The organism is Desulfocicer niacini (assembly GCF_054657595.1).
The window spans coordinates 1-12390 of sequence record NZ_BAAHYK010000081.1; the positions used below are offsets into that span (position 1 = coordinate 1).

Genomic DNA, 12390 nt, shown 5'->3' on the forward strand with positions numbered 1-12390 from the left:
CTTGTGTCTGGCAGGACATGCCCGTTATACACTCCGTAAATCTGTGGAGGCGGGGACAGATTTAAAAATCTGTCCCCTGGGCGTTATACGCATTCCTTCAGTACAGGCGGCAGGAGATGCCGCCTGCGCTGTCAGGTTAAATTAGAATGTATAGGATAATGCCACATTAAAGGTTCTTTCCGGCATAATATATCCCCTGACCCATTCATAGGTCTGGTCAAACAGATTCAATACATTGACCTCAATACCATAGTTGTCCATGAAGTCATATTTCAGGTTAAGATCCCAGAAACTAAAGGAGCCCTTTTCTTCATCCACATAGGTATCATAATTGGTGATCATCTGGGGCCCCACCAGCACATGGGACAGGGCCATACCCCAGCCTCTGTGGTTAATGTTCATACCTGACTTGATTTCATAGTCAGAAATGTAGAGCAGGTCCTCATGGGTGTCTTTATCCTCAAAATCAGTGTTAACAGTAAGGTTGGAATAAAGGCTCACTGAAGGCTCCCAGTTGAATAACTGGCTGAGATTACATTTGAGATTGATATCAAATCCCTGGAACTCAGCCTCTCCGCTGTTTTCCCAGGTGCTCCAGGTTTTATTGTCATACTCCGTGGAAGTGGTGACGATTTTATCCTTGTAATCGGTGTGAAACCAGGTGACACTCAGGTCCGCAGCATGGAAGAAAAGATCAAATCCCACATCCCAGGTAAGGCTGGTTTCCGGGTCCAGATTCGGATTTCCCAGATAGCGGGAAACAGATCCCGATGAACTTTTTTCATACATGGCAGACAGTTGATCTGCTGACGGTGCCTTGAATCCCACTCCGACATTGGTGCGAACTTTGAGCATCTCATCCATAAACTTCATGGAAACACCGGCTTTGGGAGAAATATGGTCAAAATTTTCGCTTCTTTCGTTGATGCTGAGCAGGGTACCGGTTTCCGGGGATTTGGTGGTCAAATCAAAATTGTCATACCGGGCTGCCAGAATCACATTGAGTCGATTGTTCATGACATCCATGGAGTCCTGGAGGAACAATGCCTGGGTATCGTACTCCATGCCCGGTGTATAGGGCAGGGAAGGGGCACCGTTGGAAACGGCTTTTGATTCTTTTTCCAGGGTTTCCAGGGTAAAGCCCATTAAAAGGGTATTCCACGGGGTAAGGGCATAGGTGAACTGCTGATCCGTTCCCCAGGTATCATCGGTGTATTCAGATTGGGCCAGATCCGGATCAGGATAGCCAGTGTACCAATGGTTTTTGTCCCATAAATAATAGCCCATGGCCTTCCATTTCAGTTTGCCGTCAAGATAGGCACCGTTATATTCCAGGTCAAAGAATTTATGACTTTTATCAAATTTTGAAACAGCATCTTTTACATAGTTGGAGTAGGTGGTGTAATTGTCCCAGGAAGGGTAGGTGCCGGTGAGGTCTGCCATGTCAAATCCCAGACGGAACATGTGGTTGTCTGCCGGGGCAAAGGTGATGTTGCCGCCGATTTTTTTCTGCATCTCCGATGTATTGTAAACAGTGCCGAATTCGGGGTCATCATAGTCATCCACGTCGGAATATGATCCAGATACGTCATAACCCCATTTTTCATTGATACCGCCCCCGCTGTAAATGCTGGTTTCAGACCAGTCAAAACTGCCAAATTCCTGGGTCAGGGTGGTTTTAATGTCTCCTGTGCTTTTTTTTGTGATGACGTTGACCACACCGCCCATGGCAGCAGATCCATACAATGCCGAAGAGGGGCCCTTGATGATTTCGATTTTTTCGATGCGGGCGATATCAATTTTGGCGGCGTTACCTGTTCCCAGGCGGTGACCGTCCACCAGCAGCAGAACATAACCCTTTAAGTCATCTCCGTGGGACTCGGTTCTGAATCCCCGGATACCGATGGAGGTGAGCATGCCGTTGTACTTGTGCAGATGGCCTGTGGTGAATTTTCCCAGAAGATCTCCCAAATTCAGTGCACCGGACTGTTCAATCTGCATCTGGGAGATCACCTCCACATGGGTGGGGACATCAATGGCCCTGGAATCTTCACGGGTGGCGGTTACCACCATTTCTCCCACCTGAGATACATCTTCCGTGGTTGCCCATGCAGGGTTGAAACAGGCCAAGGCCAACATGGTTGTAATAACAATTTTTTTCATCTTTCCTTCCTCTACTGAAATAAACAATAGGTCCGGAAAAATTCCCGGACCGATGGGTATCGATCCAGGATGTCCCTGTTTTATCCACGGATGTTTATTGGATATTTTTCTGTCCACGAAAAATATCCTGTTGATTATCAAGGCAGGTCTTCTGACTTCCAGATCATCCGTGTTCCGCACCTTCCCATTTCAATCTTTGAAACAGTGGTTTATCTGCGGCGTTCGTCCCTGGTTACAGCGGCGGGCCCGTCCCCGATTTTAACGGGGTTCCCTGTTCGGCAAATCAATGCACCTTGATAAATAAAAATATAGTTTAAGCTTTGGTAATTACCCCCTCTTTCCTCTGCTAATACCCCATGCGAAAAGCGCCATCATCACCAGAATGAACACAGCGGCAAACCATTGAACCCCGGAAGAACTCACTGTGGTCTGGGTATCCTGGGATTTCATCTCCTCCATTTTATACCCTTCAACACTTTGGGTGTCCGGTTTTTCTTCACCTGTATGATTTGATTTTTCCATGTCAGGCGTTTTAACGGTATTGTCCATGGTGGCAGCTGGTGGATTCATCGCTTCTTTTTGGGCGTTTGTCTTATTTGACGGTGCCTCCGGCCGGGCAGGCCGGGCAAGGTCGGCATTAAGGGCCTTTTGAAGGGCCTTTCGCTCAGCCACCTGCTCGTTAAGGGATTTTTTTGCCATTTTTTCAATGGCCATCTTAAATTGTTCCACCACCTCCGGGGACAATACACCGGGCACGGAAATGAGATTCACCACCATCTGATTGAGCAGGGGATTATTGCAGGTGTGATCACAGCAGGCCACCCCTTTTTCCACGGCGTTAACGGCATATTCCATGGCAAGTTTCGAGGTTACTTTTTTATCTGCCTGCCAATATCCCTTGCGCACGGCTTCGAGCATGCGGGCCGTCATGGATTGATAGGCCCAGGGGTTGTGTTCATTTAAAAACGCCTTAACATTCTGGCCGTACTTATCCTCAACATAAACCTCATTGATTTGCTGCCATTGGGCCTGGCCCACGGCATCGGGCACGGTTACCTGCCAACCCCAGAAGTTTTCCACAAATTCAGACATTTGACGGGCTCCGGCATAGTTTTCTTTTTTCATGGCCCCGATCCACTGGGGGTTGAGATAACGGGTACGCATCTCCCGGCCAATGGTTCTTGCCGCATCTTCCACAATGACTTCATTTTTTTGGCGGTTCAGGGTGACCCGGGTATCCGGCGCTTTCCCTTTAATATTTTTAACGGCAAGGGACATGCCCCCCAGATACATGAAAAAATCATCCGTATCAATGAGACCATAAATATTGCTGGAGCGTGAATGGACAGTAATGTCCACATCCCTTAAATTTTCTTTAAGAGCCTGTTTGACGGGGGTGGTCCATTTCCCCTGTCCCACGGCAAACTGGGTGCGGTTCATGTACACCCGGGAGATCTCTTCATCAGATTCCCACACCCCGGAGTTGCCGGCCATTTCCGCCACCCCGTTTCCGTAAGATCCGGTGTTTTCCGTAAAAATACGAAATCGCGATTGCTCCTCGGCCTTGGCTTCATCCAGACCTGACTCCATGAGAGCGGCTTTTATCCTGTTTTTATTTTTTGCCAGGAAATTTTCCATGTCCGTTTGGGCCATGGCTTTTTGCACGGCCTTGTCCAGGAACAAAAGCTTGTCCGGGAACATGTCCCGGTAAAGCCCGGAAGGATTGATCAACACGTCAATGCGGGGACGGCCCAGAATCTTGCCCGGGATCACCCGGCTGTCTGTGACCCTGCCCGTGGCATCCCACACAGGTTCCATGCCCATGAGATATAAAATGGTGCTTTCATGGACCCCTTCATTTCTTGTGGTTTCCGTGGCCCACAGAACCACCCCCACCTTTTGGGGGTAGGTGCCATCCTTTTTCAGGCGATCCTGGATCAGGGCCTCTGCCGCCTTTTTGCCCATTTCCCAGGCAGCTCTGGAAGGCACCCTGGCCGGTGAAAATCCGTAGAAATTTTTCCCAGTGGGAATGGCGGCAAGGTTTCTCACCGGATCATTTCCTTCTCCTGCCGGGATGTATTCACCATCCAGGGCCCGGATGAAATTGTCCATTTCCCGCACCGGGGCGTTCACAAGGTTTTGATGGATGAGATCCTTGTCTTCATTGGGGTTCTGGTGTGCAATGAGCGCCAGGGTTTCCTGCACCGCCTCCCGGGACCAGGCGGTGCCAAAGGTGTGAAGGCCGTGGGGCAGGGAGTTGGTTTCCATTTCATGTAGATAGAGATCCAGTGCTTCCACCGCATCATGGTCAAAGGCTTCAAGGCCAAGATCCGTTAAAAGGCCAAGGTCTCTGGCCATCTCTTCCATGCGCATGAGATATTGCCCAGCGGTGTCACTGGCCATGCTTTGGGACAGCTCATATTTTCCCATGATCACCTTGAGCTCGGCATATTCGTTGTACAGATCGGCCTGGGCCATGGGCGGGGTGAGATGGTCAATGATCACGGCCCGGCCCCGGCGTTTTGCCTGGATGCCCTCACCCACATCATCCACAATGTATGGGTAGATGTTGGGAATGTCCCCCACCATTATTTCCGGAGGATCCCAGGGGGCAAGACAGCTCTGTTTGCCCGGAAGCCATTCATAGGTGGCATGGGTACCCAGATGCACCATGGCATCGGCATGGAACACATGATTCAGCCACAGATAGGCGGCAATGTACTGGTGATGGGGATAGAGGGTGGGGTCGTGGTAGAGTTTCATGGGATCATCACTGTATCCCCTGGCCGGTTCGGGCAATAGTACAAGGTTGCCAAGTTTTACCATGGGAAAAATCAACTGCCCGTCTTTCACCATGATGGCAGAATTGGCAGGGGACCCCCACTGGGCTGTTACCTTTTCCTGAAAATCTGGGGGTAACGCTTTAAACCATTTTTCATAGGTGGCCAGGGGAATTTTTTCCACATGGCCCGATGCCATCATGGCATCCAGCTCCCCCGGTGCCCAGGAACCGATGTTGCGGCCGGTGGCCATGACCAGTTTCTGGATACCGGCTTCGGAAAGGCTTTTAACGTTGTCGACCTTGTATCCCTCCTTTGCCATACGCCCCAGCATCTCCTGGAGACTCCGGAACACATTAAGATAGCTGGCACCGATGTTCTGCTTGCCCTGGCTGTGGTTATAATAGAAGATGGCCACTTTTTTTTCCGGGTTGGGCTTTTTTTGCAGAATGGCCAATTTTTTCAGGCGGGCAATGAGAAAAGAGAGGGTTTCATCAATGTTTTCATAAATATAAAGGCGTTTTCCCGTGGTGTCGTCCCATATCTGTTTTTTACCGGCCACCACCGTGGGTTCAATGGCACCGGAGCATTCAGGCACGGACAATGCCCAGGTGGATTCCAGGGGGGTGAGACCAAGTTCGCTGTTTCGCCACTCTTTAATGGTGGTGCCATAGGGCCTTATTACATTAAATATGGGGACATTAAGGTCGTTCACGGCGTTATGGATTTCCGGGTTGATGGAAGAGGAGAATTTCATGGTAAAGGCAAGGACCATGTCCACCCTGGGATTTGCCGGAAGCAGAAAGCGGCTGAACACCGTTTTTAATGTCCCAAAACAGGGCATGACGTTGAAACCTTCGTGTTCCAACCTCAGAATTATTTCATCAACGGCTGTATTTTGGCCCTGCTGCAGAGAGGATGCATAAAAAAGCATGGCAACCCATGGGGCTTTGGGATTGAAATCCTGACGATTTTCGTACCAGTTTCGGTAATCTTCCACCTGTTCGAATTCTTCCAGTGCACCGGGATGATGGATAATGTTGCGCGATTTTTGTTGGGCCGGGGCAAAGGTGATGGTGCTGTCCACATGGCGATGGACGGCCATGCGAACCATGTTGATGATATTGGGCACACAAAGGTTTCCATGGTAGTCGGCCATGGCTTTGTCAAAAATAAATCCTTGCTTTTTCAGGGTATCCATGTCCCGGCCCTGGCTCATGCCGTAGACGGTTTTTGGAGTCATGAGTTTTTCCGTCACCATGTATTGAACGAGATCGGAATGCATGACATTGACAAATACCACCGTTGCTTTGTCAATGAAGGTTCTTGCCTCTCGGGCCTTTTCTCCGGGTTCCATAAGATCTGCCAGGGTAAAAAAACGGGTATGAATGGAAGCGGGCAGTTGGAGTTTTTTCAGGGCCAGGTTCAGCTGGACACTGTTGGTATCTGCGTCCAGGATGGCTACATTTTCATCTGCCCGGGCATCTGAAAGCAAGGGCATTGCCCCTGACATGAGAAGAAAAACAATCATCAGTATTTTTATGGCGCACCCGTTTATCAGAAAATAAAACGTCCGGGCAATCTCAGCAGAGCTCCCCCGAGGTGCAATAGGAACCGGACAATTGAGCTGTCTACGGTTCCGGTCCGTGCCCATTGCCCGTCGGGGGAGGGGCGGCATAATGCCTTTTCCTATCTTCGTTGTGTCCGCCAGGACATGTGGGTTATAGGGATTTTTGTTGGGAGACATCTTACCGGGCTCATGGGCGGACCCGTTATATGAGAGGGCGTTCATTGCTGTGATTAATCCCCTTTTTTTGCTGGTTGCAATACCCCTGATTTACAAAAAAACAGGGCTTATATCGGCATCCTTCATATGCCATTTTTATAAGAAAGAGTAGATCAGTCTAACACTCTTTCACGCTTCGTTGTGGGCAGAGCCGGATCAGAATACGGCCTGCCCATGGCAGTTTTTAAGAACGGGTACTGAAAAATGAGCACTCATCCCATGAAAGTGAAAAGTAGAAATGAAAGATGCCGAATATTGACTATTTTTCAGGCACATACACCATGGAACCGTCCTGGAGCTGATAGGCCACCCCCAGGCGGGTGCCCTGACCCGTCATTTTACTTTTGGACATCTTCACCGCTTTGATTTTATTGCCTTTTTTGGTGATGATCTCCATTTCACCGCTGTCCGACTGTTTCATGATGGTCATGTTCTTTTTTTCATCAAACAGATCCTGCATGGAGTAGGCGGAAAACAGGGTTACAATAAGTCCCACGATAAACACCAGGCCCACATCAAAGAGGTTGGCCACCCCGGACAGGGGATCGTCATCGCTGAAGGCAGGGTTGCCCAGGGGTTTGTGTACTCCGCTGTGACGTCTTTTTTTATAATACTTCACCGGTGTCTTCCTTTTCTTCCGTTACACCTGCAATGAGTTCCGCCGCAAGTTCCAGGTTTTTGACATCCTCTTCGATCCACCGGCGTTTGACGGTGTATAGAAAAAATGCGGTAATGCCCACGGTCATTCCCACCACTGTGGTGGTAAAGGCGATGACAAGATCCGAGGAAAGCCGGCTTAAGTCTCCCTGGCCCAATGCGGCAAGGCCGGTGCCCATGGGAATCAGGGTGCCGATGAGCCCTAATGACGGGGCCACACGAACCAGAATCCGCAATCGATCAATTTTTTTCCACAGGTGAAGGGTGGTGTCCTGGATGAAATTTTCTATGGCAAGCTCGGAATATGCCGGATCATGGACCACGGTGCGCAAGCGCTTGATAAATGCCTGGATGTGACTGGGAAGGTAACCCCCTTCCCTTTGTTCCAGAATGATGGCCGGCAGATCCTCTGGTCGGGGTTTTTCCCGGCGGATACGCTGAAGCCATTGCCCGAAAAACCCACCGCTGAGTACAATGATCCACAGAAAGGCCACCACCAGAAGAAAGAGAACCGGATAAAACAAAGAGGCGGAGACAATGTAAATAAAGGTTTTTAAAAGTGCGTCAAAAGCCATTGAACTTCCTTAAAAATTAAGATTTAAACCGCAGACAAAGCGAATGCCGTCGTCGGGGTAGCCGTAATGGGATGAATAGTCCCGGTCCAGAAGGTTCATGAGATGGAGATATACCTCGCCGGAACGACCGTATATATGGATGGGCTCAATCACTTTGGCATCCACGGTGGCATAGCCGTGAATGGCCTCGGCTTCCGTGTTGTCCGTATCGGTGAACTGGCAGGAATAGGCCCGCAGAGAACTTTCCAATCGTGTACCGCGTGTTAATTTAGACTTCAGCGTTGCTTTAAACGAGTGGTCCGGGGCGTAGCTCAGCTCCTTGCCGTTGTCTTCATTTTCCGTATCCTGCCATACATGGTTCAGATCCAGGGAAAGGCCTTTGCCGAATTTGTATTTAAATGTGGCTTCAAGTCCCTGTTTCCAGGCTTTATCAACATTTTCCGGTCGGCTGATCAGGTCTGCACCCCTCTGGTATTTTATGAGATCCCTGCTGTCCGTGCGAAAAGCGGCAAGTTCCATGTAACTTTTTTTCTTAAAATTTTTCTGGATACCCAGGGTCCATGAGGTGATTTTTTCTTCCTTGAGGTCGGGATTGCCCCGGACCTGGTCAATGGAACCGTGGCTGGGTTGGTAAAGCTGCCCGAATGTGGGAAGATTGGTGGTATACCCCACGCTGGTTTTCATCAGAAGATCGGACATAATCTCATAACTCAGCCCCAAGTTGCCTGCCGGAGAAAAATCAAAATCATTGGAATAATCCCCCCGGGCCCCCATGGTTAATATAAAGGGATTGAATTTCATGGTGTGCATGGCATGCAGCGATACCTGGGTACGGTCATGCTCTCCTGTGAGGGTTTGATCCACCTGTTCGGTTTTGATCAAGGTTCCCACGCGAAGTTCTTTGTCACCGGCCTCGTTGTTCCATAAAATTTCTCCACCGCCACCGGAGGAAAAGGACTCCAGCTTGGCTTTCTCCCCTGTGTTGGCGGTTTCTTTAAGTTCTGTGAAATCCCCGAAGGCTTTCAGCTCGTAATCCAGGGTATCCCCCATGAAGCCCTTGAGCTTCATATCCAGTCCTCCCTTTTCATAGCGCTGTCGGGCGTTGGGGGTGGGGTTGTAAGTGGGACCGGAGATGCCATGATCGGACAGGTAATATTTGCCGTTGACCTGTACATTGACAAGGCTCTCGGTCTCCTTGTCCCAGTTAAAGCTGAAGTGCCCCTTGTCCCGCTGGCTGTTTTCTCGTTTGCCATCCTGGTGGCCGTAACCGGCGGCCAAAAGAAGGTTGCTTTTTTCCCAGCTGGTTTTCCAAGATCCGTTGAGGTCGAACCGGCCAAAGGAACCGGCACCGGTTCTTAGACGTCCGCTGGATGTGGCGGTTTTGGCGGACTTTCCCCGTTTTGTTTCAATGTAGATGGCCCCGGCGCTGCTGCCCGGTCCCAGCCACACCGGTGCCGGGGGCTTAAATACGGTGATCTTTTTGATGATGTCCATGGGAATGCTGCCCAGATCCACACCGCTGAATTGCCCGGTATTCATGGGACGACCGTCCACCAGCACCAGAACACTGCCGGAACCGCCGCCACCTCGTATGGAGATGCGGGCACCCATGCCGCTGGAGCCCCTTCGAACGTCCACACCGGGCATGCTGCCCAAGACGTCATAGGCTTCCAGGAAATTTCTCTGGGCCATTTCCTTTGCGTCCATGCTCACCACCTGATTGGGATTTTTTTGGATGTAATCGTCTATTTTCTGGCTCACCACGGTGACCTGTTCCAGGGTGACAGCAGGGGGCATGGATGCACCGTTGGTATTGTCCTGGGCCGTGGAGGTTTTTTTATGTTCTGTTTTGTTTGTGTCGCTGTGCCCGGCTGCCCGGGCGGTAACCGGTAAAAATGTCAGTAAAACCGCCAATAGAAGAGCGGCAATGCCCCTGTGCCCCATCCCTGCCGGAGACAGAGTGGAGCCGTTGGAAAAGCGGGGCGTGTGGGTTGTGCGGTAGGATGTCATATTAAAGGTTCTCCCGGGTGATAAAGCAATCACCCTTATTGTTGGTTGCCACCACGTTTCCGGGCCGTGAGGCCCGGGCGCAGGGAAAGGTTAAGCGACTCTGGATCCTTTCCAGGCAGAGTTGTCAGCGTGCCACCGATGAACAACAGGGCGATCAAGGTAAAGGACCATCGTTTTTCCATTAAAAAATTTTGTTCTGCGGGGCTGCCATGCAAAGAGATGCTGTAAATTTCTTCAATTCCGGTGAACTGGGGCATGATGATAACGGACAGTAAAAAATAGAGTGCAATGAACAGCATGGCGTTGCCCAGCAGGTGTTCCGGTTTTGTGTGGGTGCGTTTTTCCAGTATGGACAACACCCCGAGGGTGGAAAGGTTCAGTGCCATAAATCCCAGAAAAAGCAGAGAGATTGTTTCCTTTACGTGGTTGGGGGCATAGGCTGTGAGAAATGCAACAGATAAGAATATGACCACCATGCACACGGGGCAGGGTAGGGCCAGCAGCATCCAGCTCCGGGTTCTGGCATTGTGGTCTTTTTTTGTTTTGATCAGGGAAAGACTCCAGATGACCATGAGAATTGCCAGAAAAAAATGAAGGGCCATGGCATGGGAGATAATGATCTGAAACAGGGGAAACCAAGCCATGAGTTCGGTGGTGGAGATCAAAACCGCGCATAGCATAAAAATTAAACCATAGAGCACTGTAAAAAGTGCGGCACCCCCAAGCCGTTTGGGTATGCCACTGCAGGTTCCCAAATAATAATTAAGGCCAAAGCCGCTTTTAACGGCAAAAATTCCCATGGAAAAGAGAATTCCCAGAAACAGGGTTTTCAGGGCCATGATATCCTCCAGAACTATGTGTAATCATGGGAATGGATCAGCATGGGGCATGAACATCCTGAAAAAATCCTGATCATCCATGAAACAGGGAGGGCGGGGGAGGTGATGGATTTTGTTCAGCTTTTGAGCAAAAAAAAAGGATCGACAAAACGTGTCGATCCAGGAAATCCCTTTTTATCCATCAGATCTTGAACCACACACGCCATCCACGCGATTACGGGTTCATTTTCCAGACAGGTTTTCTGACTTCCGGATTTTTCTATTGACGGCGCCTTCCCAATCTTGAAAATGATCAGTGGCTTTTTGCCGTGTTCGTCCCCGGTTACAGCGACGGGCTCGTTCCCGAATTTCACGGGATTCCCTTTTATTCATCCAGCTTTTTTAAAATATTTTTTCTGTATTCCGGCAACATAAAATGGCCCATTGGCGGTGTTCAGAATTTCCAGCGGGATGTGTATCTGGAAAATACCTGTCCTAACTAACCCAATAAATGATTTCTGTCAACGGTCTCATTTTAAGGGGCAATCCCAATGTTGCAATTTTATTGTTTGAAGCATCATTGCATGCGTTGCCAGGAAAGAATGAGTGTTCATGGATAGCCGCCACCGTCCACCATGACATTCATCAGAAATCTTTCCATACGGCCGTTACCATCAAAAACATTTTTGTTTTTGATGATAAATTTTTTATTGACTGGTGGATATAATGTCTGGTTGATATTTGGCTTTTGTGATGTAGATTTTTAATTTAAAACAGGATCAAGGTGTTAAATCTCTTGACAATTCATACTTGGTTGGATAATGCTATAAAAAATAATTTTAATATTCTAATATTGATAGGAGACTGGCATGGTGGCATCAGCTGCACCCGGCAAATCCAAGAAACAACTGACATCCGTGATGGAAGATTACCTGGAAGCTATTTTTAATCTGGGCATGAGAAAAAAAGTGGTGCGGGTCAAGGATATCGCAAAAGAAATGGACGTTAAAATGCCCACTGTAACCAGTATGTTGAAAAATCTCGGCAGCAAAGGATTGGTGGACTATGAAAAATATGAGTATGTTGAATTAACCAGTGAGGGGAAAAAAGTCGGTAAGGAGATGCACCACAGACATGAGGTGCTTCTTAAATTTTTAACTGAGATTTTGAATGTCGATTACAAGAATGCCGACAAAGAAGCCTGCAAAATGGAACATACGCTTAGCTCTGATACCTTGCAGGCCTTTGCTGATTTTATGGAGTTTATCCAGAAATGCCCCCGATCCGGGGAGGAGTGGCTCGACTTTTTTCAAGAGTTTCGGAATCATGGATGCCGTCCTGAAAAATGCCGTGAACGCACAGGTACAATAATATGTAAAATTCAGGACCAAGTGAATATTATTTCTAAGGATAAGCCCTGAACAGGTTCTTGATTTGCAGGATATACCTGTAACTAGGCTTGCCATTTTGTTCTGTTTACCGGAAATATCTCATATAGCTGCCATGGGCAGACCTCATTCTGATCTCGTTCTGCCCACAACGAAGCATGAAAGAATGTTAGGCTTATCTGCTCTTTCATATAACGGGCATGTCCTGACGGA

At 49.0% G+C, this 12390-nt stretch carries 7 protein-coding genes and 2 riboswitches; of the genes, 1 reads left to right on the forward strand and 6 read right to left on the reverse strand.

All coding sequences use genetic code 11. The annotated features are described in order from the left end of the window. Positions 1-141: 141 nt before the first annotated feature. The 6 genes from ACYQ2M_RS23765 to ACYQ2M_RS23790 all read right to left on the reverse strand — a co-directional run bounded on the left by ACYQ2M_RS23765 (position 142) and on the right by ACYQ2M_RS23790 (position 10810). Complete coding sequence (locus ACYQ2M_RS23765; protein ID WP_459918887.1) at positions 142-2163, reverse strand: TonB-dependent receptor plug domain-containing protein; 2022 nt, start codon at positions 2161-2163, stop codon at positions 142-144. A gap of 124 nt (positions 2164-2287) precedes the next feature. After that, positions 2288-2474, reverse strand: a riboswitch (cobalamin riboswitch). 16 nt (positions 2475-2490) lie between these two features. Beyond that, positions 2491-6621, reverse strand: a complete 4131-nt coding sequence (locus tag ACYQ2M_RS23770) for a cobaltochelatase subunit CobN (RefSeq protein ID WP_459918888.1) — start codon at positions 6619-6621, stop codon at positions 2491-2493. Between the two features lie 367 nt (positions 6622-6988). Next, a complete protein-coding gene (locus tag ACYQ2M_RS23775; RefSeq protein ID WP_084066643.1) occupies positions 6989-7348 on the reverse strand; it encodes a DUF2149 domain-containing protein in 360 nt (119 codons plus the stop codon). Then, positions 7335-7961 carry a MotA/TolQ/ExbB proton channel family protein gene (locus ACYQ2M_RS23780; RefSeq protein ID WP_459918889.1) on the reverse strand — a complete coding sequence of 209 codons (627 nt, stop codon included), beginning with the start codon at positions 7959-7961 and terminating at the stop codon, positions 7335-7337. The genes ACYQ2M_RS23775 and ACYQ2M_RS23780 overlap by 14 nt, the downstream gene beginning before the upstream one ends. A gap of 9 nt (positions 7962-7970) precedes the next feature. Next, positions 7971-9971, reverse strand: coding sequence for a TonB-dependent receptor plug domain-containing protein (locus tag ACYQ2M_RS23785; RefSeq protein WP_459918890.1), 2001 nt, complete (start codon positions 9969-9971; stop codon positions 7971-7973). A gap of 35 nt (positions 9972-10006) precedes the next feature. Continuing rightward, positions 10007-10810 carry a DUF2162 domain-containing protein gene (locus tag ACYQ2M_RS23790; RefSeq protein ID WP_459918891.1) on the reverse strand — a complete coding sequence of 268 codons (804 nt, stop codon included), beginning with the start codon at positions 10808-10810 and terminating at the stop codon, positions 10007-10009. A gap of 215 nt (positions 10811-11025) precedes the next feature. Then, positions 11026-11201, reverse strand: a riboswitch (cobalamin riboswitch). A gap of 457 nt (positions 11202-11658) precedes the next feature. On the opposite strand from ACYQ2M_RS23790, the gene ACYQ2M_RS23795 reads away from it, so the two are divergent. Further along, positions 11659-12210, forward strand: coding sequence for a metal-dependent transcriptional regulator (locus ACYQ2M_RS23795; RefSeq protein ID WP_459918892.1), 552 nt, complete (start codon positions 11659-11661; stop codon positions 12208-12210). Positions 12211-12390 lie beyond the last annotated feature (180 nt).

What these genes read in the sequence shown, in the direction of transcription:
- ACYQ2M_RS23765 (WP_459918887.1), bottom strand. Translation starts at nt 2,163, where the DNA reads ATGAAAAAAATTGTTATTACAACCATGTTGGCCTTGGCCTGTTTCAAC.
- ACYQ2M_RS23770 (WP_459918888.1), bottom strand. Translation starts at nt 6,621, where the DNA reads ATGCCGCCCCTCCCCCGACGGGCAATGGGCACGGACCGGAACCGTAGA.
- ACYQ2M_RS23780 (WP_459918889.1), bottom strand. Translation starts at nt 7,961, where the DNA reads ATGGCTTTTGACGCACTTTTAAAAACCTTTATTTACATTGTCTCCGCC.
- ACYQ2M_RS23785 (WP_459918890.1), bottom strand. Translation starts at nt 9,971, where the DNA reads ATGACATCCTACCGCACAACCCACACGCCCCGCTTTTCCAACGGCTCC.
- ACYQ2M_RS23790 (WP_459918891.1), bottom strand. Translation starts at nt 10,810, where the DNA reads ATGGCCCTGAAAACCCTGTTTCTGGGAATTCTCTTTTCCATGGGAATT.
- ACYQ2M_RS23795 (WP_459918892.1), top strand. Translation starts at nt 11,659, where the DNA reads ATGGTGGCATCAGCTGCACCCGGCAAATCCAAGAAACAACTGACATCC.